Below are 24,991 nucleotides of genomic sequence, written 5' to 3'. Positions count from 1 at the left end.
GACATTATTTTACAAGCCTCATCTCCAGATATTTTGAACTGAAGCCCAGTTTTTCGTAAAGTTTCTTCGCAGGATTATCCGGTTCGCAGTGCAGTGCGATACTGCCGTCGCAAACTTTCACCGTTTCTTCCATCAGTCTTTTGCCGATGCCCATTCCCCGGTACTCATGATGGGTGGCAATATACACCAGAATATTTTCGGGGATGTATCCGGACATTCCGGTTTTGTTAACGACCACAGCACCGGTGACCACATCATCCTGCTGTGCCACCAGAAGATACCCGCCTTTGCTCCCGGACGTATCTGAAACATAATCCAGAGCAAGCGAAATATCCTCATAAGAATCGCCGTACTGCTGCAGGTGCTCCTCCAGAAATAAAGCAATTTCATTTCTGTAGGATTGAGGGATCAGGGTGTTTGAAAATTTTATAATTTGCATTGTGTATTTTTAAATTAAACCGGGAACATTGGATAAGGAATGGTAACAAATTGTGCCAGGGCATCTTCTGGCTTTTTCTTTCTGTAGAATAAAACCGGGATATCAGATTTATAAATGATATTTTCGGTGAAGTTGTTCTGGAAGATTTTTGCCAGCGGTTTTTCGGTCGTTACATTTACCGCCACCAAATCTGCGTTACAGCTTTTACAGGCCCGAAGAATCCGGTCTTCGGCATTGGCGGCAATCGACACTTCCTGCAGGGCATAATCCACCTTCTGCCTGGCGAGTTTTACTTTTAAGAATTCAATGGTATTGCTAACCGAGAGCAAAGAGTTGTGGATTTTATCTGAAGCAATACCGAGGAGGCTGATCTTTGATTTGTTCCGCTTTGCAATAGGCAAAACAGGTTGCAGTTTGGAAATTACACCCTCAGTATCCCTCACAGGAAACAGCATGTGCTGAAATTCATGTTTCGTACAGTGATACGGTACGGAAATTACAGGAACAAAAGTATTGGTAATAATCTCGTAGGCGTTGGAAGCGATAAATCCCGGACGTTTTTTAGGATAATCTACTCCAAGAACTATAAGATCTGCCGATTTTTCAACGGCATATTCCGTTATACTGCGGGCAACCGAGCCCGCCGCAGCGTATGTTTCTACCTGCGTGCAACCAGCATGTTCCAACTTTTTCTTTACCTGATCCAAAAGATTTTCAGAATTGGTCAGCAGCGTATTATCGTGATAATAAAACTTGCCGATTCCGGCACTTCCTGTACCCAGTAAACTGGATTTCACCACATTGATTAAGTGAATATTCGCTGAATGTCTTTTCGCGATTGCTATGGCAGCTTTTAGAAAATTTACATTATTTTTACTAAAGTCTACTGGAATTACAATATTTTTTATTTCATTCGTCATCATTATTATTTTTACCTTGCAAAAGTAAAATATACCACAGAGAAAGAATGGTAAGAACTGTTTTGGTCGTGGTATATCTTAGGGCAAATGGCACCATGAGCGCATATTTCACCTTCAATCCTCTTGAAATTTTATGAAGAGAACTGGAATTGAGCATTTTTAGTGCAATGTTTTTTTGACCATAAAATCACGGATACGCTATCGCTGTCGGAAAGTATTTTCCTGCGTTGATGCTGAAAGTGAACTTTACTCAGCAGGACGCGGTAACTGCCATTGTTATAGCGTTGCCAGAATGCCTCAAACTTTGCCAGGTTTTATACGCCATGAATTTACTTTGCCAAAGTTCTTTAAATGGGGAATAAGTCTACCATATATCGTTAATTTTCCGTAAGATATCCTGAAATCTGTGTCAAAACAACTCCACTTTGCCAAAGTTCTATACGTCGTGAAAGTACTTTGGCAAAGTTCACCTGAACTTTTGCCAGCAGGATGCGGTAACTGCCATTCTTATAACTTTGGCAGCATCGCTTCCATTTTGCCAAAGTTATAACTGGTGCTGAAAAGTGTTTTCACGCGGTCAACTTTGGAACGGTTTTTAGTGCAGATTTAAACAGGCTGCAAAGCCATTTCACTTTTTACAGCTAACCTTTTAACAACAGCACCATGGAAATCAATATTAATGGTTTTGAATATCACAGAGACGAAGTTTTGGAAGCTTTAAAGAATAAAGGCTACCTGATTTTTAAACAGAAATTTTTAAACAAACAGCAGATCCGGGACGCTGAGACCGAAGAAAACGAAATCTATGCCCTGAAAGGACAGGATCTTCCCGGCGAAAGCACCAAATGGCACCACGTCGCGTGTCGTGAATTCAAAAGATTAGTCGCAAAGCCACCACTTTCCTGATCTCTGCTACCTGCAGTCCCGGATCCCGGGGCGCTTTTACCGTGTGGCTTCAGACATTTCCCTGCTTTTTAATGAGATAAAAATCACGGTACTACCGCCCTCCTACCGAAAGATATTCATGGAGATTTCCAAACTTTGTTCAGCAAAGAACACGAAACCATGAAACCCGGGATCACCAGAATCTGCATTTACCCCAAAGACATCCAGCGCGTCACCGGAAAAAGCGAGCGCTACAGCCGCTATCTGATCCTGAAAATCAGAAGTGTCTTAAATAAAGAAAAACATCAGGTGATCACTGTACAGGAGTTCTGCACTTATATGGGCATTCCCTATGAATCCATGCGGGATATCATGAGATACTGACCATTTACACATCAGCTTTCACCAAAAGGAATGAGCATAAGATGTAACTGTGGCAGAAGGTTTTTCTATTTCAGTTCGATATCCAGTTGTTTTCCGTTTGCCATTGCTTTCTTATCTAATTGGGAACCAACGACCAATCCTATAGCCATTCCGATCGGTAATCCAATGGCCAGTAAACCGATATTTCCCAAACTTAAGCCGAATGCGACCCCTAACGGTAATCCAAAAGCAGACATTCCCAGAATCATCCACAAATTTCTATAGTAATTTTTTGGAACAAGTTTTAATTCTTTTTCAAGGAGGGTAATAATTTTATTTTGCTTCTTTTTTAATAAATGTAAAAATGAACGGCCAAGGAATGGTGACGAATTTAATGCGGTAATGTCACCATTAATTTTTTCAGCAATATCGGTTGGAAGCTCTCTATCATGAAGCAATCTGATTAAATTATTAAATTGTTCGACAGCATTTGATATTTTGTGATGGCTGTTGTCATTTTTATCCAGTTGAAGTAATTCCATATCATGTTTTAAAAATTCTCTTAAGGTTAGGTCTTGCTGTTGGCGGGGATTGTTACTACAGGTCATTGTAAATATAACAAATTGAACAATGCGCGAAAATCTTTATGATCATTTTTATATCCAAGGCGTCTGTCTGACTTTTTTCCAAAGTTGTTTTTTGTTGTCTAATTTGGGCATTAAAATGATTGGGCTGTCTGTTTCGTCAGAACTTGCGGTAATATACAATTCAGTTTCTTTTAGTCGGATTAAATAAGTGTTGTCCGTTTGCTTTAAAAATTCCCAATGTTGGAGTTTTGTTCCGCCCAAACTTTGTTGCCATAAACCAACTCCATTGAGCTTTTAAAAACCGCTGTGCTTGCCGCCGTAGGAGGAGTCTCCAGCTACCTCTTCACTCTGGCGGTAAAATTTCTGCTGATCCGTTTCAGAATTATGATCACCTCTGCCAAAGGTTTGCCAATCAGGGCACTGTCGGTATCATTAAATGTTAAACAGCCTCAGTTCTCTGAAACCCGACCTTTTGTCGGGGGGCAACTGAGAAGGAGATTATTGAGTTTTGGAGTACAGCATTGAATAAAAACAGTTTAACAGGATTAAAACATTCCGCAGCGCACTGCGTTGATGACAAAAAGGAAAGCGGGACCGTAAAGTCCCGCAATCCCACCTACCACAAAAAACACTACGGTTTCCAGAAACTCCACACAGTTCCGTTAAAAACCGCCAGCTGATGTGTAGCAGTGTCATAAGCCATCATTCCGGGTGCCGGGTTTTTGATGGTAAGATGCGGGCTTGGCATTTTCGGTAAAACCATGGCTTTATCGGTATCGGTAAGTACCAGAATTCCTGCGGTAGTATCTGCAGCTGCGTTTGCTCCTATGGCTGTTTTTACTTGTGCTCCCTCTGCTTTGCCGTCCTGTAAAGAACTGTCTATCGGGAAGAAAGAATTTAACCGGGTTCCGTTTGATAAAAGGGGCAGCGCTCCTGTTAAAGATGACCAGGCTCCGTTTCTCCTGTATTTTACTTTGCTGTCTGAAAGGTCTAAAATAATGGTGCCGTCTGCCACGGCTCCCTGCATCCCTCTGTATCCTGCTCCTGTGGCGGCGTTGTAGGGTGTAGGTTGGTTATTCACCGTTGAGGTCCAGGGTAACACGAGACCTTTGGCATTATCTGCACGGTCATAAAATTCCAGGGAAATACTTTGATTGGTTACCGTATTGAGCGGCGGTACTTTGCTTAATTCGGTTTTTCCGATGGCCACCTGTGCCATTGCCGTTAAAGAACTGAACAGGGTTATTGTAAATAGTATTTTTTTCATGCTGTGTGTATTGAAGTCTTTATTTTTAAAATATTGAGGGGATACCGGTTGGGAACTCCCACCGCCTTTATTCCTATTTTAAAATGATTAATCAGGACATGCGGGTGTTAAGAAACAATGCCAGGCCATGGCAGGATCACCGGATTTCAGGGAATAGATTTTAAGGCAGTCTGCCTGTTCGTCGTAAACCATCATTCCTGCTACCGGGTTCGTGATATTAGCTAAAGCAGCGGTTGTGGCTACCCTGTTCACGACAAATCCTTTTTCTTTAGATTCTAAAACCGTCCAGGCGCTCTGTCTTACCATCGGCCAGTTTCCGTTGTCTGCACCCGCTCTTCCTAATGCGGTAATACCGTGTTTTGCAGGATAGGTATTTCCGGCATCTAACACAGCCGGCTTAAAGCAGAAAGGTGCACACTGTAAGTTAATCCCTGCATTCTGGGAGTCGCCTATACCCTGCCCGGTTCCTGCAAGGGTAGGAATTCCAAAGGTTGTTGCTGTACTGCCTACCGTATTGCCAAGGTTTTGAATAACCGATGCGGCAGTGCCTGTATATCCGGGACCGGAATTTCCGCCTGGCAAATCAGAGTCCTGCAAATGGGCGGTTGTGAATGTTGCACCCCCTTCTAATACATCAGAACACCCGTCGCCATCGCTGTCTAAGTCTAAATGATTGGGAAGACCATCGCCATCCAGATCGCAGTTTACAAAAGCGAAAAAGGAATACGACACACTGTCTGAACCGGGCGCAGCAGTACTTACACTACTGCCGGAGATTCTTACCGCTTTAATTAATCTTGTACCTACTCCTTTAAGTAAGATATCTTCTCCTCCACTCGTGTCTGCAGGGTTTGGCAGGTCCTGAAAACTGGGCACGCCCATATTCACGTCGTAGCCAACTCCTGCCTGTCTCCCTGCGAGCGTTTTGACGAATGCACCGGAAGGATTCACAAATCCGGATCCAAAATCGACATCAATTTTAAAAGCCGCGTTCGGTGACAGGGCTGCCCTCACGTTCACATCATGAATCATTAATCCAATTTCGTTGGCAGGAACGGCATTGCTGAAAGTAATGGTATAAGAGGTGGAGGAACTGGCAGTAGTAAACCGTGGAGTACCGCCATTGGTATTGGCACTGAAATTCACTTCGGGATCGGTAGCCAAAAACTGATAGGTACTGCTGGAAGTAGTCGAAGGGTTGGCCGCAATGTTAATATTAGATGCAGTTTTACCCTTCCACACCCCATTGGTGTTGCTTGACACAAAACCGATACATTCATCCTTATCAGGAATCCCATCATTGTCGTCGTCTAAGTCCTGCCAGTCGGCATACCCGTCTCCGTCATAATCCAGACAGTCGTTTTTCGATGGATCAAGAGACTGGCCCAGACCCTGTCCGCCAGCACCCACCACTGTTGGCATCCCATTAGCATCTACTGCTGTTCCAAAATTGATATTCGGCGTTTGAGCGCTTAAAGTTCCGGAAGCTGTGGCAGATGGGTTAAAGTTACCTGCCCCTTCCAGTGCATCAGGACAGCCATCGTTGTCGGAATCGAGATCCAGATAATTCGGGATTCCATCATTATCGTAATCACATAAACTCTGATAAATAATAATATCGTCTATCGCCAAATCATTTCCTTCACCACCTGGTGAATTGTTCACAAAAACTACATCAATAGGCTGACCGGAAGACGGAAAAAAGACGGAAGGATTCTTGAAAAATCTCCATGCATTTACATCTCCTGCACTGTACCTGGGGATTTCACCTGTATTATAACTGTAAATGGTAACTCCTCCCTGGATAAACCTTACCGTGATATCCGGAAGACGTCTGTTATTATTAGAGCTGGTATTCAGGTCCAGATTCATCACCCATAAAGATGCGCTGATGGGCGCTCCCTGAATGACATTGGTGAGTGTTTTTCTATAAAATTCACCGGGGGCAGCACTGGCATTGACGATAAGCATTCTGCCCGCCGTAGGGGTGGTTCCGCCATTGGTATGATCACCGATATTCTGCCAGAGTGAAGATGACCATTGTGCAGTGTTTCTTATGTTATTAAAAATCGTATATCTACCGTCCTGCAGTGAATTCGGAGGTCCGCTACCGTCGTTAGAACTGGAAGGAGTGGTTCCCAGTACCGCTTCATAATAATTGTAGGTCGTATTGGCACCGGTACCCAGAGTAGTCATGTTGACACTCCTGGTGCCCGTTACAGTACTCATGGTTCCGAAAGTCTCGTTAAATAAATAGTGGGTTAAAAAACCGTTGCCCGGTATTATGGTTGGAGGTGGAACTCCACACGCGCCGTTTTCTAAAATATCCGGAATCCCATCATTATCATCATCCAGATCAATGGAGTCTGCTACCCCGTCTCCATCAGAATCGATACTTTGTGCCGAATACTGATGAGCGAACATTAAAAAGAATAGAAGGGCCACTAATCTGCTAAGTTTTCTGAAACTCTGTTTGTCCAGAAAACCCGTTTTAGGATTCATTTTGCGGAAATTTCTCATATATTCATGTTTAAAGTTATCCTTCTGGATCCACAATAACTTCACCCCTTCACCAAATGTTTTTACCTTACCGCTGACAGGTTTTACCGGCGGCAGCATAAAAACATATACAGTGTCAGGCTATTCCCAAAATGAAAAAGCACAAAGAAAACAGCTGCTTTTTGAGCAACTGCAATCGATGTGCTGTTGGAATTTTTTTCATCATTGTGTTTACATAAGGCATTCAAAATATTTTACTCAAATATTCGGTCTGCGATATGTCTTAAATTTGTGTTTAAAGAATCCTCTTCATTTGTGCGAAAAGAGAATCTTCATTATTGTGTCTGTTGCCAGACTTTCTGGATTCCGAAACCGTCTTTGTTTTTACCCCTAAAAATGAAACGGTCGTTATCGGTTACCTGCTGAATAGTTTTCGACTGGATATAGGCCTATTGCAGTTCCGGAGAACTTACAGGCCTATCAACATCTTTTTATGTCGAAAAACGGTATAAAGGATGATGGTCAATAATCAGAATTTTCATAAACCAACCTTAAAAAAACGGGGGGTTAGAGAAAACTGCAATGAATTGCGTATGCCTATACTTCTATGCAAAAACGCTTTAATCATTATTATTATACCGTCCTTCTACTTCATCGCGGCAAATATATAAATCTGCTTTTACGGGCAGTTTTTTAGCGGTTACCGAAAACACACGAAAAATACACGAAAATACACGAAAAGCGGAACCTGCTGATTAGCAATACCTTGAAAAGTGAGGAAATACCATGTTTTTACAGTTTTGAAAGCCGCAGGTACATATTTTCATCGGCAGAAATATTGAGCTTCTTGCGGATCCTGTACTTTTTGCCTTCTACTGCCCTTACCGACATGTTCTTGAGAACGGCAATTTTCTTGGTCTCGAAGTTAAGTTTGATGTAGGCACAGAACTCTATATCTGTAGATTTCATCGTTGCGTTGATGGCGAGAAGTTTTTCAGCGAAATCGGGAAAGGTCTCTAAGAAGGAATGATAAAAAGATTTGTCACTCTTTTCTGCCAACGCGATAAGATGGGCAATGCTTTTTGAGGAAGTGTCCGGAATATTTTTTTCGGTTGATAATTTTTCACCAACGCTCTTTTTCTTAAGCGTTCCGATTTTTTTAAAACCTAAAACGGAAGCAAAGATCAGAAAAGCCATTCCCACTGCGGTATAAAAATTCTTTGAACCTCCTGAAAATGCCCTGCCCTCATTCGGGTAATCTTTTACCTCATAAACCTTGCTCTTTAAATCGCCCAGGGCAATTCCTTTTTTAATTTCTAAACTGTCTTTCAGGTTCATGTACTTGTCCATAAAAACCATCTGCTTTTCGAAATCTTTTTTAGCCTGGTATATTTTAGCCACCTTGGCATAGAGTTTCTTGGTCTGTGCTGAGTAATTGAGTTGCTCTCCTATCGCTATGGCCTTATTGTATGAAGCCAGAGCACTGTCTGCAGCGTGTTTTCCATCGGGTTTATAACTGTATTCAAGATCACCTTTAGCGGCATAAAAATCTACCCCTAAAAAAGACTGGTCTCCTAAAAATCTGACCTGCTTTTCGGCAATTTTTATAAAGTGGTAAGCCTCTTTATACCTCTTTAACTGGGTCAGGGAAGTGGTAAGCAAATTGGCTGAAAGTAAAATCCTTTTTGCTCTCTGATCAGGGTTGATGATCTGCACAGATTCATTATAAATGCCTTTCGATATGCTTACCAGGGAGTCCATATAAGAATCCTGGGGAAACTTCGCATTTTCAATAGTGTACCACTTATAAATATTGATTTCTATTTTCGCTTTTCTTCTTTTTTCAGGATCATCTATTTGGGGAAGATAGTTTTCCGCGGCATGTAAAATGCTTTTTGCCTGAGAAAAATTTTTATCCAAGAAAAATATCTTTGCTTCTAAACCACATGCTGATATATAACTTTCATAATCGTCTACCGATAAAGCAAGAGGCTTAAGAATCTTTATATGCTCCAATGCTCCAACCAGATCGACACTCCCGACCTGAAGATCCACAATCCGCAGGAGCAGCCTTATTTGTCCGTTTTTATAGTCAGCTTCTTTTGCCCGGTAATAAAGTTCTTTTGCCTTATAAAGTCCTTCATCATTAAACATATCACTTTTCATTACCATATGGGTAAGGCTGTCTATTTTGGAATGTGAGACTGGCTTCTGAGAGGATATAAGAGAAACCGTAATGAAAATAAAAAATACAGTGAGTGTCGTTTTCATTCTCTTATGTGGAAAATTAAATGAAGAATCAAAAAAACGTGAAAGACTTAAAACCCATAACGCCACCTGATGGCATACCGAAGGGAAAAAAATCATAGGAAATAGTTCTTTTTCATTAAATATTGTGTTTTATAGCACAAAAATAGCATTTTTATCTGAAATATCGTCTAAGTACGGGATATTCTAATAGGTATGACCGAAAAATAAGAACATTTTTTTTCAAAAACCACATTGACCTTTTCTTTGAGTAGAGGCCCTCTATGTTTCGAAAGAAGTTCCGGCAGCAGGCGTAATGATTAAACGCGAAAATACAGGGAACAAACCAAAGGATGGACGATTGGCGTAAAAAAACTCCGGGATCTGAGATTCCGGAGTGTTGCGTTTTTCTGATAGCAGGTTATTTGCCGATACAAAACTTTATTACTGGCTATAATAGATTGATTGTCAATACATTAGATTTGTGATAGAAACAGGTTAGCAACAAGAATCGCCTAAAATAGGCATATAAGGACTATAGAAGTAGTACAAACACTAATTTTGGTAAACAAAAACTGCCCCATTTCTGGAGCAGTTCCTGACAAGAATACATAATCGCTCTACGCAATTAACACAGATCCCAAATAAACGCTGTTCGAGACTTTGGAGCCATCTTCGGAGATAAATCCTAGATAGACTTCAAGATTTTCCCCGGAATACTCTACCGGTAGGTTTAAAAGCGCTGCACCGGCTGACCTCACCGGACCTGCAGTTGTAAATACCGCTTCCCCTCTTACTGAATTGATCGCTACAATCAATGCTTTATCCGTCGCCATTGCACTACCGGTACCGGAGTTATCCGTCCAGGTAAGATCCAGCTCAGCAGCTGTAGTAGAAGTAGCAGCGCCATCAGCAGGAGTTGTTAGGTTTCCTCTGGACACCAATGCGTTTGGATAATCAATCGCAAAGTTCGGATACGCACCACTGATCGCGTTATTCAGATTGTATGACATGGCAGCATTGAACTGTGTCATCCCTGAAGCATACTGTCTGAAGGTTACCTTCAGGAAGTCAGTCATCGGCTGTAGGAACCTCAACACTGTGGAGAATTTGGAACGCTGGTCTACCTGCCCTGGTGTTCTCGGGTTTGCAACACTTGAAGGTTTGATGCGGAGATAATCAATACCTTTCCAATTTGCGCCTATTACGTTTCCTACTTTGCCTGAAAGACCTCCTAGGATACCTTGTTTTATTTTTCCCATTTGGATATGAAATTTTTATAAATTAATAAATCTTCGGACTTGGTACGGAGTTTACTTGGTTCCGACCTTCCGATACTAAGATACGACAAGGATTATGCAGGTTAAGAGCCTTGGTGAGGGTTGCGGTTCTTTGCATTCGTTATCAGTTAAAATTTTTGACAGCAGCATTTGTGTCATAATAAATTACATTCGAGTCAAGACAAAAAAGGGAGGATTTTGCTTTGTAGCGGGAACCGTGATTGAGTGCCCTTATTTAATGGAAAATTTTTCAAAAGAAAAAAGGAAAAAAAAGAAAGTGCACTACCCTGCTGGAGGGAAAATGTGGTGCAATATTTTTTTGAAAAAAATATGGACGTATTTTAATTCACGTCGGGATTTTTTTCAAAAAACCCGGAAGGGCTTGATATTGTCATAGCATTTTCCCAACGGTATAACTTTACTTTCTTTTTTTGTTTTTTTTCTGGGAACCTATCTTGTGTTTTATTGGTAATTTTAAGATAAAAATGACAAGAAGAAAAGATAGGCCCAAATTCGAACATAAGGCAGGAACGTTGGAGTATTTTCATTGTCTGCAATCCATGTCGAAGTGGAGCGAGTTGTTATATAGCATCAAGAATGGTAAGCCTTATAATGATTTCCTGCTGCTGCTGCTTGAAAATGACTTCTACAACCCTGAAAGCGGCATAAAGATTAACAAGCTTGCACAACTTAGCGGTTTCCCTACAGCGAAAGTCACCAAATGGTTCAAAGAAATCTATGATGATATTTTCATCCTTAATGAGGAATATCCTGAACTGTTCTGTAAACTTCACGAAATAACGGCAACGCTTTCATGTGCATACTTTGACTCATATGGGAATTTTAAGCTCAGTCTACCATCGATACCCAGAAAAGGTGAAACATTCATGTTCCATTTCATGAAAGCTCTGGTGGGTACCGATTACTTTTTTGTAGAGAGTGTGTCGTATGAAATCGAAGAAAACACTACGTCAATCAATATTTTCCTGAAAGGCGGAGTATACAGCGAATACAGGGACTTTGCACTATCGAAGGCTCGGTTTGAAGGCCGTATCAGATATATGGATGAAGTTGATTTGTTAGACAGTCAAATCGATGACCTGTTGCGTGGAAAAACGCACCGCCAGGTTCTGAATGAATAAAGGAAGCTGTGGGAAAGACAGCGATATGACGGTGCGGAGGAACGACGCAACGGCATACTGCTGTGAGCGGTGACGGAAGCTCGCAGACGGCAGGAATGAATTGGGATTCAGAATGCAAGAAGGGAATGCCGGCTGTGTGCTGGAGGAACATGGGAAGGTCGTGGGAAAATTAATGGGACTGACTTATTCTTTTAATTCCGCCTTCTTCCTTTCGATTTGGAAAACTACCCTTCGATTTATGACGCGTGCCAAAAAGCGTGCGGAGGGGTGGCCAGCAGCAGGGGTATATGTGGAGGGATTGGTGCTGCATACTCCTGCGGATGTGGGACTGCACACCTTAGAAAAAAGCCGGAACGGAGTGTAGGCGCACTAAACAAGAAGGTGCACCCAACCCGACCAGCGGCACGCTGAAACAGGTGGGTGTATATTTTTTCAGATGCGATGGGAAAGTTGAGGGCTGAAAAATATACTCCCACGATGAGGGCTTTTTTGTGACACAAAGGCTGTAGGTAAATGCAACCCCGAACCGCAAAAAAATATAGCCACCTGGCATTGCCGCTGCATTTTTTTTGTGGTGAGCTTTGTATAGGGTTGTCAGTTGCCGGAAGACTGCAGAGCTCGCAAAAAGCCCGAACACCATATAACCGCCCTTAGAATAATCTGCCCGAGTTGAAGTTTCAGTTTCAGTCCGCTATATTCTAATCGCTGTCAAATGAGATTCGGAAATTGTCATTGTACAGTTCAGGATTGTCTTTCAGTGTTCCAATTACTTCTAAGGAAAAATGTGGTGAATCGAAGGTGGATTGTCCATCCTCATGATCAAGCAGAAATTTTCCGTCTTTACAAATTACCAGTTCATTTTCAGAAAAGTTTGAATCCGCATTGCCATATGTTACCCGCAGGATGTCGCCTACAAATATCTTATTATTGTTCTTATCCTTAATGCCCGTAAAATGTCTCTGTAAATCCTTCATGCCTTTCGATTATTTGGTTTCCAGTAACACCGTTATTGATCTATGGTACTGAATTTATGTTTTGATGTTATGTCCGCTGTTCTTTTTTTTATCTAACTGATACAACAACTTATCAGCTTTTTCGAAGGGTATTTTCTTTTCGTCACATTTGATGCGTAATTCTGTGAGATATTTCAGATAATATTCAATCTGCTGATCTATATTGGAGAAATAATTTTTTAAATCTTTGCCAATTAAGAAACGGTAGGCACGCTGGTCAATGATCTGGTAGATATTGGGGTTTTTGAATCTTAAGATGGTAGAGGCCATTGGCAATCTTATTCCGGGAGTGTCAAGTAATTTCCTCAGCAGGTCCTTTGTTAAGTCCACTTTTAATTCTTTATCGTCCTTGCTGATTTGATTCAGCAGATTCAATGTTTCAGGGTTCAGTTCAGAATACCTGTTTACCTTCCAAAGAACGATTTCGTTGATGGTTTCCTGGGTAAAGTTTTCAAATAAACCTTCTAATTTTTCTGTCAGCTTCGGTTGATATTTATAGTCTTTCAGTGAAGTATCAATCTCACCAATTTGCATATCACTGATCGTCTTCTTCCCAGCCGAGTTCTTCATCTGTAATACCGTTTAAGTTTTTAATTGATTCCGCTGCATCCAGTAATGGTGTCATCAGTGCGACAAGATTCTTTACATTCGGGTCATTAACCGACCGTAATAATTTCATGTTAAATTCCATTACATCCCCTTTTTCGTATGCTTCTTTAAGGTGAGACAGTTCTCCTTCCCATACCAGATTGAGGGCACTTGTAAATAATAACTGCTCTGCTTCGTACAGATTGTTAATGGTTGCTAAAAGGTGTTTTCTGTATTCCTGTGTCATTTTGTTACTTACTTTTAAAGAGTAGGAGTTATAATTTATAAATCTGTATGATTAGATGGCAAATTGAAACGTCCTTCGTTTTCAGGATATAAATCAATCATAAAAAATTTTCTTGAATGTTCCTTATAAAAGTGCTGTTTTGAATTGTTTAATACCTCGATAAAGTTTCTCTCTTTTTTTCGACGTTCTCGCCTGTTTATGAAATGGTATGGTTTCAACGCCAATTTAGCACGCTCTTTATTTTTTTTAGGATCCAGTTTTTCTTTGACATAATCTTTGTATATTTTTACAAATAGCTCATAAGTATCGATTAAATGCCATTTTTTACTATCAACCGCATTAACTTTAAGAAAATATTCAAAAGCTTTATCAAAATCCCTGCTTATTAAAAACTCCTGATAAAACTCAGTGTACTTTAACAAAATGTCATAATCTGAAACTTCATTATAGGCACCAATAAATCCTAAAAATGGAGCAGGCTCGCTCAATTGTATATTGAATGAAATCATTGCACCATGACACACAGCCATTGTTAAAAAGAGATTATTCTTACATCCGCGATTTAATATTGACAACTGCATTGCTAATATGGGATAAGGTATCAAATCTCCATTTTTTAATTTAAGACCTAATTCTGAGCCATGAATTTCCAAATGTAAAATTGGCTTAACACCTCTACCGCATTCAATTGCGATTTTTATCATTGCATCATCAAATTCAGCACGGTTACTTATATCTAAGTATTCACACGTAAAACTACCGTCCCCATACTTTGCAAGCCTACTGATTATATCGTCAAAGAGCATTTTTCCTGTTTTACTGTCAGACTCATCAAGTGATTCAATAACAAATATTTTATTAAAAGTTCGGGTGAATGATTGCTCCATTAATTAAACATTATTCTGATGGTTATAAAATTAATTAGACTTGCTACAATTAAGATTCATAAAATCTCTTTTCAGCTTCTATGAGGGGAACATGCCACTCCCACAATTCTTCCAGCGTCTTGAAGTCTTCTGGAATTTTATTTCCATCCTGAAATACCTCATTCGGTGATAATGGCATTGCCCAATGTCGATAGCTCTCTACACTTCTTCGCGGATGCCAAGCTAATGAAGATTCGAAATAATCCTTGCAATAATGGTAGTGATGTGTATGAATAAATTTATCCCAAGCTTTCACCACCTCCTCTTCATCTCTTATATCAATTATCTCAAACTCTTCCATTGCCCTATCTTCAATATCACCCCACGCGTTTTTCAGCAAATCAATCGCTTCAACATCAGTGACGGGTGCAGAATAACCAAATACTGTTACTCTTTGAGCAATTTTAAGATAATCGGATAAGCTTTCCCATTGACCGGCAATGTACTCGTCAGAATTGTAATCTTTCTTTTCTACTGGATATAGCAATTGTGTAGGTTCAAATTTCTTCCTGAACTCGTTAGATGACCAATTTGCGGGACCGGATATTTTATTCTCTTCATCATACCCAATTGCTACGTTGCCGTGTAGGAAATTGATGCCAGGACCTTTTACAAATTTATTATTCCTTATGAAAGCCTTATATAAAAACGGATCCCAGTTAAATGTTGCTATTAAATCTTTATTATTCCTCAAAGATAAAACCAGATAATCATATATTGTCGGTTCATCAGGCAGTTCCAACTGGTTAAAGTAGTGATAGATTCCCCTCTCAATAAATCCCCGCTCTTCAATAAATCTTTTATCATTATACAAGTTACTATACAGTTTTTCAAAATTATTCCGTAATTTTTTATACTCTTCCGGTAAAGCATCAACTACATCATTTAATCCTACTATATCAACAATATTCCTCATCAAAGGAAGATGCTGTTTGTTTTTCTCTGGATTTCTCAAAGTAGCTGCGAATGAAGCGCCTGCTCCCAAAATTACAACGTGAGTTCCTCCCCCGTGAACTTTTTCTATCTCTTCCTGTGTTGTCATTTAAATTAGTGTTTTATTGTTACTCTGTATTATGATTTATTTATATAAGGACTCCATTTGCATATAAAACCATGATGAATAGTGCCTAACCTAACTATTATTTCCCAGTGTCTTTAGCTTTAACCATTACTCTATATGAGACAGGAGTTTTAACTACCTTATCATTCTCAGGATTGAAAGGATTATCAATAACCCAAATCTTGGGCTTAGTGGAAAGAATATCGTATACCATATAGATGTAATAGTTCTTTAATTCTTCTGCTTTAGTAAGTTCATTTTCGGAGAGAAAAAAATTTGCTGTACCGACTTTAGATCTGGTAGCTTTGACTTCAATATATCTCGTTTCACCATTAGTTTCGAATGATTGAATGTCATACCCTAAATAATCAAATTCCGCTTTTTTTACCTTCGCTGCTAAGGCAGGCAAATTCAAATTCTGAAGCCGCTTTATCTCCATCTCCATCACTAATTTTTCACCTCTATCTCCTAATCTCTTAAGCTTTCTCGCTTCTTTCTCATAATCAGGATTTCCTCCCCCTCTCGGCTTAGTGCCTTTCTTTGAAACTTCTCCCGGGTCCTGCATCTCCAATTGTACCCATTCTGTTTGATATTCAGCTGGAAATTCAGGAGTAAGGTATTCATCCAAAATTTTATTCGGTTTGTTTTTTGGCTCTTTAACAGTTGGTCGCTTGGGATAATAATTATAAAGAAAATGACTGAAGATATCCAGTGGCCACTCTTTCATTACCGGATCTTCGTTTTTAAAAGCTATTAAAGCTTCTCTTTTGTAAACGGGGTTTGATTGCAACAACTCAGGTGTATCAAGATTAAGCTGAACTAAAAAGTACGTAAGGTGTTCATCTGCAAATACGTCTAAATACCTGTTGGGGAAATAGGTACAGAGTATTTTACCCTTAAACATTGGCGATATTTTATTTTTTACGATTCCTGGTAAATTCTCCTCCTTACCAAAATTAATCAGCTCAATAATTGCCTGCTTTATATTGGAGAAAGCTTCCACTTCAGTCTCGCCAAATTTTTTTGTATATCGATATTTGTATGTCTTATCCGATTTGGTTACACCATAATAGATACCCAGTTTCTGCGCTGTAGATCCCACTATTCTTCCTAAGCCATCTAACTGTCTTTCTAATGTATAGCAAAAATTAAACTTGTCATCCGGATGTTTTTTACCTAAAACATAATCATCCAATGGCATCTTTTCAATCCGTTCCTGTGTGTAGTATTTTGCAAAACTATCCCTTATTTTATACAGAGCTTTCCTGTCATCTTTAATACTATCCATATTTTTTTCAAGACCGGCCTGATGTTCTCTTAGTTCGTCAATATTCATTATTAGGGTTGTTTGAGTTTATAAAAACCAGAGTTTGTCTTTTCCGAATTCGGGGATTGTGGTGCCCTGGAAGTGCGGGAGCATTTCGGCTACCATTTGGGAATATTTTATGGTGACAGGAAGGTTCTGCTGTTTTACGGATTTCCAGTACATTCGGCTGAACTGGTAAACCTGCTCAATGAGTTCCTTTACTGTTCGGGTATCGTTCAACAGGTGTTTTTCTGTGCAGAAAAGTTCGAGTTTTATCGGGAAAGGATACCCGTTACTTGCTTTAAAATATCCGTCTGAATATCTCGTATTATTGAACAGAATGTATTTCCGGTATCCAACATTAATATATGTTCCACTGAAGGGCATCAGCACAGGATCTGAGTTATCAAAAGCTGTTACATCCGTTGACTCTGTTTTATTGATGGAAACGATGTAAACGGGAATGTGAATTCCCAAATTCTTTAGTCCTTCTTCAATGGGTGCTATCTCTTTTTCGCTGATCGATTTATAGAAATGAATAATCAATCTTTTCAGTGTAGGATCAATGCTCGTATATTCTTTAACTTTATGAATGATGGAACCTGCCAGTTCTTTTGTCTGGTTCTCATAAAAATGGTCGAAGCAGTTGAACTGGCCGGTATTGTTGAAGCTGAAAGCACTTGCAATGTATTTCACATTACTTTCTGTGTTGCGGAACGCTCCTACTCCCACGATGAGTTCTTTCCTTAAATCTGTATTCAGCTGCCATGGAATGCCATCGAGTTTTGCCAGGATCGCAATCGCCATATTCAGCGCACTGTATTCGAACAGCCGGTTATTCATTGTTTTCTGTGCGTCGATTACCTGGGAAAGGATTCCCAAATGCAGCAAGCGTTCCTTGATGTGGTAATATACTTTTTTCTGTTCCGGAGTCGCTTCCTCTTTGGTGAAAGGACTCACATATATCGCAACATAGCGTATGTCTTTGGAGGTTTTAAGATCGCGAAGACTGGCACTGACTTCGGGCCAGGGATTGTTTTTATTCTTAAATGTAATTTTCAGATTTTTATCAAATGCATACGGTGTAAGTATGAACTTATCCAGTCCTTTGAATGTATTTATCTTTCCCTGAAAATAGCGGTGTAATTTTGTAACCGCATCTGTATTATCTTCGTGAAAAATATAGAAGAATTCAATTACGGCTGCATCTGACACATCAAACGGTCCGTGATTGGTGAGGCCACTGGTTGGGTTGATGTCTTTTTCATTATTGCCAAACACCATTTTATTACTGCCGCTGCTTACCATCCCTATGAGTTTATCGGGTACTTTGTAAAACCCCTTTGAACCGATTGTGATGATCTCCCGAAATTCTTCTGTATTCAGGTGTTCATTATACAGCTTTTCAATTTCTTCTTTAAATTTCCGGTATTTATTTCCTCTCTCCGGTGCAGCGGGGCGTTCATGAATCGCGCTTCTTATATCGAAATTCCAGACCGGATACACAGTATCAAGGTTTCTGCGCACGCTAACCGGAATATTTGCAAACCTGTATAGGCTGTTTTCATGAATTACCCAGTTCAGCGCCTTTGAAGGAATCAGATCCTGCAGTTCTGTAAGGGATTTCTGAAAAACTTTTGAAACTCCTTCAAATACAACCATCAGTTCCCAATCATCTGAGACCAGACTTTTCTGCACTTTTAAGGAAAATTTCCGGTACAGCTTATATTTTCCGGCAGCATCTTTTGTATCTGCAGGAAGCCACACTTCAATTGCTTTTATAAAGTTTGGCATTACCGGGAACCCCCGGGAATTAAAATACTTTGCAATTTCAGCGCTATAGTATGCTTTCAATACCGAAAGTGTGAATGCGGAGTTGTGTACGTTGCGGAAAATTTCTGTTCCGTCCTTTGTGCGTTCCGCTGTTCTATCCGGAACTGTTTTTTTGGTTACCGGTATGAATCCATCCTTCTCTTCTGTAAATGAGGTGTAGTAATGTTCCTGCTCTCCAAAATATCCGACGACCTCATCCGGCACTGCTTTTATATGATACCTGACGAGCCCATCCGCGTCCTCGTTGGTGAAATAAAAAGTAAGCTGCTCCGTTGGCAGCTTAAATGTAAGGATGTTGAAGTGGAGGTTTTGATTCATCGGTAAACTGTATTTTTATACCAATTTACCCATTTTTTTGAAATTTAAGAGTAAGTCTGATAAGGAGTTATCAACATTGTGTTTAGCCAGGAGTAATCTATTGTCTACTGTGCGGAAACATTTGCCGTTTAATTGCCGGAAGTTTTTTTCAACAAAATCCTTATGATCTCCTTCAGGCAAAAGAGATTCATAGAATTCAAATTTACAGGCATTTTCGTCGTTAAAATAATCAATAAAATGCTTTCTGAATTTTCCTCTGGTTTTATCCCGGAAATTCTTTATCTCATTACTGTTGGCATGGGTGTAGGCTTTTAAAACATACAGGAAATTGATTTTGTACTGATGCACAAAGAGAGTATCCCGGTCGAACAGTCTGTCTTTAAAGTGAAATGAGTCTACGACATCACCATATCTCTTAACTGAATCGTCTTCGTAATCCTCTATATTGCTGATATAACCGTAAATAAAGAAATTTGGAGAAATGTTATAGCCTTCTGTTAACTCATCACGATAACGCAATGGTTTCAGCTTTTGCTCCCCATCCCTATTCAACAAATCAATATTGAACTGAATTACATTTTTAGCGTAAGTAAATTGCTTGTATTTTGAGACTTTTCCTGCCTGGCTGCCCGATTTATAGTATTTGGAATCGCCAATGTAAAATATATTACTCGTATCTACCAATGACTGGTGATCGTAAATATGGTCAATAATCTTTCCATCATCATTATGCTTCAGATTTTCTATTGTTACCCCATCTACCTGATATTCCCTTTCGTCATCAGAAAAGAGTTTATCCACCATATCTTCAAAGACGAGATTGTAGTTGCTCACCGACAAATAATCTTCCCGTTTCCTTTTGACATTACTCCTATCATAAATCGAAAAATACATTTCACACAACACAAACATTCTGCGAAGCGTATCGCTGAAATATTTATACTTAATTTTACGAAGTTTAGATAACCCATTTTCACACAGCCTATCAAATGCACCACCTTCGATAATCCTAAATGATTTATCAATTTTTAAGTTTAAATCATTGCTTTTGTTAAGATGATTCAGAATTGAAAAAAAGTATGTTAACAGCTCTTCTTCTGTGTTTATTACTTTTTTCCTGTTTGAAATCTCTGTATAAATTGGGGTTTTACCATTCACCATCATTGGTAATGATTTACGGATTGTCTTTTCCCATTTAGGTTTTCTTGCCTGACTGGAAATGAAATCTATATGCTTGAAGAGAATCTGCTGCTTATTTTTTTTGTAAAAGTTTACAAAGCTTAAAAGCAAGTCTAGGAAAGAATACTCTTTATCCCCCAGATTAGTGTTCAGCTCAAAAGTTTCTGTATTGTGAAGAATAATGTTCTGATTGTACCTCTTTCGGTATTCTAAAAGACTGTTGTAAAAGTAGACTGATAATTGACGTACCCAATTGTATTCTGTCTTGTGTTTTACTGACTCATTTTTAATTAAGTCCTTTAATTCAGTGGTGTTACAACCAAAAACAGTCTGGTGTCCATCTTCCATAAACACTTTTGGGAGCATAAATACCAATGTGTTTTTGCTGAAAGAATGATAATATCCTACAGATGTTATGCTTCCCTCCAAACCATTAAGCTTGTAGAATTTCGGATCCTCAAACAATTCTTCCAGTTGCTTGGCCGGATAATATTCACCTTCTATCAGGATGTGCATTTTCTAAGCTTCTCCGTTTTCTGTTTTATGTTCTGCCTTTTCACCTGCAAGTAAATCTGTCCCGGAAGTTTTTACTTCCATTGATGTAAGACCTAGACGTTTAAACATTTCTTTAATTTTTTCTTTTCCTTTTGTATTTACCGGGAAGAATTCTTCATAGGATATATTTTCCTCAAAAACGATGTTGTCTTCATCTTTAAAAACATCATTCCACAAGTAGAAGATTACCTTATTAATAAATGGTTTTATAGTGATCTTATTTACTTCATCCGGTTTAATAAAGTAATTACCTATACACTTATCCATTCCTAACGATGGGTTATTTTTTATGTGGTTGTTGTTTACAATGGAAATAAAATCAATCCAACTGTAATGCAAATCATTATCCACCTTAATTTCGTAATTATATGAAGGATTGGGCTCCCCCTGATCTGTTATCTCATCATAACAAATCGGAATATAATGCCATTCCCATCGCCTCTTAAATGCACTATCCATTGGAAATAATGACTGATCCGACGTATTCATAGTTGCATAAATGTGCAAATTACCCGGTAATTTAAGACCATTAGTAATTCCAGGATGAGAACTATTATTGTTAAATTTTCTTATTAAATATGTTCTAAGTTCGTTTGATGGTGAAACAGTATAGTTTGAATTTCGATCTAATAGTTGAAAGATTTCTCCAAAAATTTCTGCACAATTCCCTCTGTTAATTTCTTCAATTATAAGGTAATAATCGTTAAAAGGATCTAACCATGCTTTCTCATAAATATTGGTGAACGCTTGCGGAACAAAGTCATAAGTAATATCGCTGCTAGGATCTGAATTATCAACTTTAGTCGGTTTATAACCTCCAACAAAAGAAGCGTTATCATATTCTGGATGAAATGTTATTCTTTCCACAAAGTCGGTATGTTTACCGGCAATCATTTCGTTAACGGTATAAGATTTACCAGTACCAGGTGCCCCATAATAAATAATATTTGCTCCTGGCTCCTTTCTTAATTTTTTATTTTCTAATTCTAATAAAAACCTTTGATAGTTCTCTTTTCCTAAAATTGCTCGCGGCTGGTGGTTGGACCTTTTGAAACTAAATTCGGAGAAAGCAGTATCGGCATCGAAAAGGTTTTTATCAAGCTTTGAAATAAAATCTTGTACTTGATGGAAATCAACCTTGAATAAATCTTCATTAAAAGACTCATAATACTTCTCTGAATACTCGTTTAATGCTTCTTTAGTTTTTTCTAAATCGTTGTTAAAATATTTATTTCTTTCTCTTCGTGTAAGCCAACTTGCAAATAAATTTATAATGTCATTTGACGTTAAGTCTTGGAAAGGATCACTTGAGGACAGCGATTCATCTTTCGATGTTGTCTGATCTTCTGCCTTCTGTAAAGAATTTATATTATAAAATTGGGATATGTCAAAATTCGCCAAAAAGATATATTTCAGATTCTCCTGACCTGAATAAAGTGGCTGTATAAACGGACCGCGAGTAAGTTCACCAGGATTGGCCTGTATTAAGTTTTTATCAAAACCTAACGTGTGTTTTGAATCATCTGAAATTTCTAATAATTCTTTAATTTTACTAATAATACTAACTCGAGCAGGTCGATTTTGCTGAAATTCAATTTCAATATCTTCTGCAGAGAAAAAAGTGGTTATTAGCTCCTCAATATGGAATTCAGAACCAAAAGTTTTAAGAAGATCAAGTGTAGTTTGGCTATCTTCAAAAGGACGATTTTGAAACATAACTGCAACCACTTGTTCTAATGGTAATTTCTGCTGTTTTAAAGTTATGTTATTTAAATTATCCGACCAGTTAGTAGGAAATATGATACTGAGTATATCTGAGGATGTGAATGTCCGTTTGTTTCCTTCATCAAAAGAATATTTATTTTGAAGTGAAGTCGAGAGTTCGCTCACTTTTACATTATATTGATTATTCGGCTTGATGGGTTCTTCTGATGAAATATCAAGATGTTGCAATAATTCTAAAACGCCAAAAAATTTATTCAACTGAAGCCTATCTTCCGCACCTTTGATGATTAGGTTATGCCATGATTTTATTACAAACGATTCACTAATATACTTCATAATTATAGTTTGATAGTTTTTAACATTTGGTTTATTACTGCTTGTACAACCGGTACCGCAATCGAATTACCTAACTGCTTATATGCCTGGTTATCAGAAACGGGGAAAATAAATTCATCAGGATAACCTTGTAGTCTTTGTGCTTCTTTGACAGACAATTTACGCTGAATATCCCAAAGTTTGGGTACCCTATTAGCTATTATTGTAGGTGCATAAGTATCTAAACATGCATAAAAAGCTTCTTGAATTTGAGTTTTTGCTACATCACCAATATGGAAACGCAATGCACCATCGGCCTTTTGAAATGAATAAACGCCATGCTTACCCTTCTTGGTGTTGGGGTTATATTTAGAATTATCGTGTTTAACCCTTTCTTCATCGGAATTAAAATGAAACTTAATCCTTTCGATTTCAAAATCGGTCAATTTTAATTTTGGATCCTCATGTGCTGATTCATCTACAATATTTTTAAGCTTTGCACCCCGAGAATCTCCCACTGGAAACTCAAAATTAACTTCATCCTGAAACCCTACGCAGTACCATCTTTCGCGATATTGTGGTAACCCGAAATCATAACTGTTCAATATCTTCCACTTTATGTTGTATCCTAAATTTCGTAATGAATGTTCAATGACCTCTAAAGTATTTCCCTTATCATGGGAAACAAGGCCCTTTACATTTTCTAGTAAAAACATTTTAGGTTTAGTTTTTTCTAAAATCTCCAAAACATCAAAGAATAAAGTTCCCCTAGTTTCTTCGAAGCCTTTTAAAAGACCAGCATAACTAAAAGGTTGGCAGGGAAAGCCTGCAAAAAGAATATCATAATTCTCCGGAATGTAATTTTTAATCTCGGGCTTAGTTATATCACCGAACGGAACCTCCCCAAAATTTGCTTTGTATGTTTTTTGAGAAAATGCATCCCACTCACTAGAATAGACACATTTTCCCCCGAGTTTTTGACTTGCCAGCCTAAAACCGCCAATTCCCGCAAACAAGTCAATAAATGTAAATGTTGGATTATTTACTGGAGGAAAGGGTATTTGAAAATAATCAAATAGGCCGTACTGCAACGCCTCCTCTGCAATCTTATAGGTAATGTCCTCTTCAGGACATTTATTTTGTAAAATGTTCTGAATGTATTTAACCGCATTTTTTCTATAAACATCACCTAAATCAGAATCTTTATTATGATAGTAGTGAGTTATGATTGCTTCTGTTTCTGCATCAGGTTCGAACATTCTAATCATATACCTCTTATCATCAACTTCCTCAATCGAAATATTCTGTTTGATAGGTGTAACATCAACTGTTGCACGGTCGGATATTTTTAGATCGAAACCAAGTGTTGTAGCAAATTTGGAAAGATAATCAATACTACAGTTAAATTTGCCACTTTCTATTTTGGAAATCGTAGACCGACTGATATTCATTTTATCAGCTAACTGTTCCTGGCTTAATCCTCTTTTTTCTCTGATTTCGCGAATAGTTTTACCAATTTCTGTACGGTTTTCTATGTTATTAGTTTCTTTTATATTTATCTGTAAGTCGTTATTTTTATCTGTCATTTTCTAATTTTCCGTAATCATTTCTGTAATAATCTCAATTGCCCGCTCCTTTGTCAGTACATTACCAAATTCCCGTAAGGAATCCTCATCGGTATATACCCCATTGCGGTCGTTCCAGCACAGCCAGTCTATCAGTTCAAGTCTGGACCATGAATTGAGCTTTTCGTATAATTCCTCACCCTTCAGGTCCATGATCCTGTAGTAAGGATGGTTCAGTTTTTCTTTTTCAGTTAGATATGTATTCATGACTGCCTCATTTAAAGTTTGTATTCATGCAGAAACTAAGGAGTAACATACAGTGTCCCCCGGTGTTCTACCCCATTTTTATCCAGTACAGTTAGCCAGACATTGGTTTCTACACCCTTAACCCCTTTTGAAAGATCCAAATCAATCTTCTGTTCGCTTACACTAACTACATTGCCTTCTATCTGTGAGTAATCCGGTTTATTGATGGTCACCTGATGACCAATCAAATCCGAAGTTCCGACTTCCACGACTTCCAGATCTGAAAGCAGTACGGTACTAATAGGAGGAAATTCCCATCCGGTTCCCAGAGCCTGAATATCTGCCCTGGACCTCTCTCGATCTTCCTTTAATTCCAACACCACATAAATCTGATCCGGGTCTTCATCTGCCAGCGGAGTATGGAATCTCACGATCTGACCTTCTTTTTTAGGTAACATAACGCTAAATTTTAATAAGCGTAAATAT

23 protein-coding genes are annotated in these 24,991 nt (G+C 38.7%); 3 read left to right on the top strand and 20 right to left on the bottom strand.

The features are described 5' to 3' along the window. Positions 1–4: 4 nt before the first annotated feature. The 3 genes from KTV93_RS12310 to KTV93_RS12300 are packed head-to-tail and all read right to left on the bottom strand — an operon-like array spanning position 5 to position 1,516. Positions 5–439: a GNAT family N-acetyltransferase gene (locus KTV93_RS12310; RefSeq protein WP_218249258.1), complete on the bottom strand. Its 435-nt coding sequence runs from the start codon at positions 437–439 to the stop codon at positions 5–7. Positions 440–453: 14 nt separating this feature from the next. Continuing rightward, positions 454–1,362, bottom strand: coding sequence for a universal stress protein (locus tag KTV93_RS12305; RefSeq protein WP_218249257.1), 909 nt, complete (start codon positions 1,360–1,362; stop codon positions 454–456). Further along, entirely contained in the window at positions 1,349–1,516 is a 168-nt protein-coding gene (locus KTV93_RS12300) for a hypothetical protein (RefSeq protein WP_218249256.1), read from the bottom strand. The genes KTV93_RS12305 and KTV93_RS12300 overlap by 14 nt, the downstream gene beginning before the upstream one ends. A 506-nt stretch (positions 1,517–2,022) precedes the next feature. Between KTV93_RS12300 and KTV93_RS12295 the strand changes: the two genes are divergently transcribed. Both KTV93_RS12295 and KTV93_RS12290 read left to right on the top strand, forming a co-directional pair. Next, complete coding sequence (locus KTV93_RS12295; RefSeq protein ID WP_218249255.1) at positions 2,023–2,265, top strand: hypothetical protein; 243 nt, start codon at positions 2,023–2,025, stop codon at positions 2,263–2,265. A 135-nt stretch (positions 2,266–2,400) separates the two neighbouring features. Further along, positions 2,401–2,628 (top strand): hypothetical protein, encoded by a 228-nt coding sequence (locus KTV93_RS12290; protein WP_317206434.1) that lies wholly within the window; start codon positions 2,401–2,403, stop codon positions 2,626–2,628. Between the two features lie 65 nt (positions 2,629–2,693). Here the strand turns inward: KTV93_RS12290 and KTV93_RS12285 are convergent, their stop codons facing one another. The 5 genes from KTV93_RS12285 to KTV93_RS12265 form a co-directional block, all read right to left on the bottom strand. Further along, on the bottom strand, positions 2,694–3,149 hold the full coding sequence (locus KTV93_RS12285) for a hypothetical protein (protein ID WP_218249254.1): 456 nt from the start codon (positions 3,147–3,149) through the stop codon (positions 2,694–2,696). Positions 3,150–3,825: 676 nt separating this feature from the next. Further along, entirely contained in the window at positions 3,826–4,461 is a 636-nt protein-coding gene (locus KTV93_RS12280) for a hypothetical protein (RefSeq protein ID WP_218249253.1), read from the bottom strand. Between the two features lie 87 nt (positions 4,462–4,548). Next, positions 4,549–6,981, bottom strand: coding sequence for a hypothetical protein (locus tag KTV93_RS12275; RefSeq protein ID WP_218250548.1), 2,433 nt, complete (start codon positions 6,979–6,981; stop codon positions 4,549–4,551). Between the two features lie 771 nt (positions 6,982–7,752). Beyond that, positions 7,753–9,231 carry a helix-turn-helix transcriptional regulator gene (locus tag KTV93_RS12270; protein WP_218249252.1) on the bottom strand — a complete coding sequence of 493 codons (1,479 nt, stop codon included), beginning with the start codon at positions 9,229–9,231 and terminating at the stop codon, positions 7,753–7,755. Between the two features lie 596 nt (positions 9,232–9,827). After that, positions 9,828–10,469: a DUF6266 family protein gene (locus KTV93_RS12265; protein WP_218249251.1), complete on the bottom strand. Its 642-nt coding sequence runs from the start codon at positions 10,467–10,469 to the stop codon at positions 9,828–9,830. A gap of 503 nt (positions 10,470–10,972) precedes the next feature. Between KTV93_RS12265 and KTV93_RS12260 the strand changes: the two genes are divergently transcribed. Beyond that, positions 10,973–11,629, top strand: coding sequence for a hypothetical protein (locus KTV93_RS12260; protein WP_218249250.1), 657 nt, complete (start codon positions 10,973–10,975; stop codon positions 11,627–11,629). Between the two features lie 698 nt (positions 11,630–12,327). Here the strand turns inward: KTV93_RS12260 and KTV93_RS12255 are convergent. The 12 genes from KTV93_RS12255 to KTV93_RS12200 all read right to left on the bottom strand — a co-directional run bounded on the left by KTV93_RS12255 (position 12,328) and on the right by KTV93_RS12200 (position 24,963). After that, positions 12,328–12,603, bottom strand: coding sequence for a YopX family protein (locus tag KTV93_RS12255; protein WP_218249249.1), 276 nt, complete (start codon positions 12,601–12,603; stop codon positions 12,328–12,330). 54 nt (positions 12,604–12,657) lie between these two features. Next, positions 12,658–13,212: a hypothetical protein gene (locus KTV93_RS12250; protein WP_218249248.1), complete on the bottom strand. Its 555-nt coding sequence runs from the start codon at positions 13,210–13,212 to the stop codon at positions 12,658–12,660. After that, positions 13,178–13,477, bottom strand: coding sequence for a hypothetical protein (locus tag KTV93_RS12245; RefSeq protein WP_218249247.1), 300 nt, complete (start codon positions 13,475–13,477; stop codon positions 13,178–13,180). The genes KTV93_RS12250 and KTV93_RS12245 overlap by 35 nt, the downstream gene beginning before the upstream one ends. A 35-nt stretch (positions 13,478–13,512) precedes the next feature. Continuing rightward, positions 13,513–14,364: a hypothetical protein gene (locus KTV93_RS12240; RefSeq protein ID WP_218249246.1), complete on the bottom strand. Its 852-nt coding sequence runs from the start codon at positions 14,362–14,364 to the stop codon at positions 13,513–13,515. A gap of 49 nt (positions 14,365–14,413) precedes the next feature. Continuing rightward, a complete protein-coding gene (locus tag KTV93_RS12235) occupies positions 14,414–15,445 on the bottom strand; it encodes a hypothetical protein (protein WP_218249245.1) in 1,032 nt (343 codons plus the stop codon). A 97-nt stretch (positions 15,446–15,542) separates the two neighbouring features. Next, complete coding sequence (locus tag KTV93_RS12230) at positions 15,543–16,799, bottom strand: protein NO VEIN domain-containing protein (protein ID WP_218249244.1); 1,257 nt, start codon at positions 16,797–16,799, stop codon at positions 15,543–15,545. An 18-nt stretch (positions 16,800–16,817) separates the two neighbouring features. Further along, positions 16,818–18,920, bottom strand: a complete 2,103-nt coding sequence (locus tag KTV93_RS12225; RefSeq protein WP_218249243.1) for a Piwi domain-containing protein — start codon at positions 18,918–18,920, stop codon at positions 16,818–16,820. 15 nt (positions 18,921–18,935) lie between these two features. Then, positions 18,936–20,615 carry a hypothetical protein gene (locus tag KTV93_RS12220; protein WP_218249242.1) on the bottom strand — a complete coding sequence of 560 codons (1,680 nt, stop codon included), beginning with the start codon at positions 20,613–20,615 and terminating at the stop codon, positions 18,936–18,938. Between the two features lie 3 nt (positions 20,616–20,618). Continuing rightward, positions 20,619–22,715, bottom strand: coding sequence for an McrB family protein (locus KTV93_RS12215; protein ID WP_218249241.1), 2,097 nt, complete (start codon positions 22,713–22,715; stop codon positions 20,619–20,621). A gap of 2 nt (positions 22,716–22,717) precedes the next feature. Beyond that, complete coding sequence (dcm, locus tag KTV93_RS12210; protein ID WP_218249240.1) at positions 22,718–24,280, bottom strand: DNA (cytosine-5-)-methyltransferase; 1,563 nt, start codon at positions 24,278–24,280, stop codon at positions 22,718–22,720. A 3-nt stretch (positions 24,281–24,283) separates the two neighbouring features. After that, positions 24,284–24,526 carry a hypothetical protein gene (locus KTV93_RS12205; RefSeq protein WP_218249239.1) on the bottom strand — a complete coding sequence of 81 codons (243 nt, stop codon included), beginning with the start codon at positions 24,524–24,526 and terminating at the stop codon, positions 24,284–24,286. Between the two features lie 35 nt (positions 24,527–24,561). After that, on the bottom strand, positions 24,562–24,963 hold the full coding sequence (locus KTV93_RS12200; RefSeq protein ID WP_218249238.1) for a hypothetical protein: 402 nt from the start codon (positions 24,961–24,963) through the stop codon (positions 24,562–24,564). Positions 24,964–24,991: the final 28 nt, after the last annotated feature.

The sequence above is a fragment of the Kaistella faecalis genome, assembly GCF_019195395.1.
In the GTDB taxonomy this organism is placed as follows: domain Bacteria; phylum Bacteroidota; class Bacteroidia; order Flavobacteriales; family Weeksellaceae; genus Kaistella; species Kaistella faecalis.
Note: the sequence above shows the minus strand (reverse complement) of the source record. Positions and strands in the feature narration are given on the sequence as shown.

Excerpts from the sequence above, each read along its gene's own strand:
- KTV93_RS12245 (WP_218249247.1), bottom strand. The coding sequence starts at position 13,477 with ATGACACAGGAATACAGAAAACACCTTTTAGCAACCATTAACAATCTG.
- KTV93_RS12215 (WP_218249241.1), bottom strand. The coding sequence starts at position 22,715 with ATGAAGTATATTAGTGAATCGTTTGTAATAAAATCATGGCATAACCTA.
- KTV93_RS12295 (WP_218249255.1), top strand. The coding sequence starts at position 2,023 with ATGGAAATCAATATTAATGGTTTTGAATATCACAGAGACGAAGTTTTG.
- KTV93_RS12255 (WP_218249249.1), bottom strand. The coding sequence starts at position 12,603 with ATGAAGGATTTACAGAGACATTTTACGGGCATTAAGGATAAGAACAAT.
- KTV93_RS12310 (WP_218249258.1), bottom strand. The coding sequence starts at position 439 with ATGCAAATTATAAAATTTTCAAACACCCTGATCCCTCAATCCTACAGA.
- KTV93_RS12305 (WP_218249257.1), bottom strand. The coding sequence starts at position 1,362 with ATGATGACGAATGAAATAAAAAATATTGTAATTCCAGTAGACTTTAGT.
- KTV93_RS12225 (WP_218249243.1), bottom strand. The coding sequence starts at position 18,920 with ATGAATCAAAACCTCCACTTCAACATCCTTACATTTAAGCTGCCAACG.
- KTV93_RS12275 (WP_218250548.1), bottom strand. The coding sequence starts at position 6,981 with ATGAGAAATTTCCGCAAAATGAATCCTAAAACGGGTTTTCTGGACAAA.
- KTV93_RS12280 (WP_218249253.1), bottom strand. The coding sequence starts at position 4,461 with ATGAAAAAAATACTATTTACAATAACCCTGTTCAGTTCTTTAACGGCA.
- KTV93_RS12200 (WP_218249238.1), bottom strand. The coding sequence starts at position 24,963 with ATGTTACCTAAAAAAGAAGGTCAGATCGTGAGATTCCATACTCCGCTG.
- KTV93_RS12260 (WP_218249250.1), top strand. The coding sequence starts at position 10,973 with ATGACAAGAAGAAAAGATAGGCCCAAATTCGAACATAAGGCAGGAACG.
- KTV93_RS12240 (WP_218249246.1), bottom strand. The coding sequence starts at position 14,364 with ATGGAGCAATCATTCACCCGAACTTTTAATAAAATATTTGTTATTGAA.
- KTV93_RS12230 (WP_218249244.1), bottom strand. The coding sequence starts at position 16,799 with ATGAATATTGACGAACTAAGAGAACATCAGGCCGGTCTTGAAAAAAAT.
- KTV93_RS12285 (WP_218249254.1), bottom strand. The coding sequence starts at position 3,149 with ATGGAATTACTTCAACTGGATAAAAATGACAACAGCCATCACAAAATA.
- KTV93_RS12300 (WP_218249256.1), bottom strand. The coding sequence starts at position 1,516 with ATGCTCAATTCCAGTTCTCTTCATAAAATTTCAAGAGGATTGAAGGTG.
- KTV93_RS12235 (WP_218249245.1), bottom strand. The coding sequence starts at position 15,445 with ATGACAACACAGGAAGAGATAGAAAAAGTTCACGGGGGAGGAACTCAC.
- KTV93_RS12250 (WP_218249248.1), bottom strand. The coding sequence starts at position 13,212 with ATGAAGAACTCGGCTGGGAAGAAGACGATCAGTGATATGCAAATTGGT.
- KTV93_RS12220 (WP_218249242.1), bottom strand. The coding sequence starts at position 20,615 with ATGCACATCCTGATAGAAGGTGAATATTATCCGGCCAAGCAACTGGAA.
- KTV93_RS12270 (WP_218249252.1), bottom strand. The coding sequence starts at position 9,231 with ATGAAAACGACACTCACTGTATTTTTTATTTTCATTACGGTTTCTCTT.
- KTV93_RS12205 (WP_218249239.1), bottom strand. The coding sequence starts at position 24,526 with ATGAATACATATCTAACTGAAAAAGAAAAACTGAACCATCCTTACTAC.
- KTV93_RS12265 (WP_218249251.1), bottom strand. The coding sequence starts at position 10,469 with ATGGGAAAAATAAAACAAGGTATCCTAGGAGGTCTTTCAGGCAAAGTA.
- dcm (WP_218249240.1), bottom strand. The coding sequence starts at position 24,280 with ATGACAGATAAAAATAACGACTTACAGATAAATATAAAAGAAACTAAT.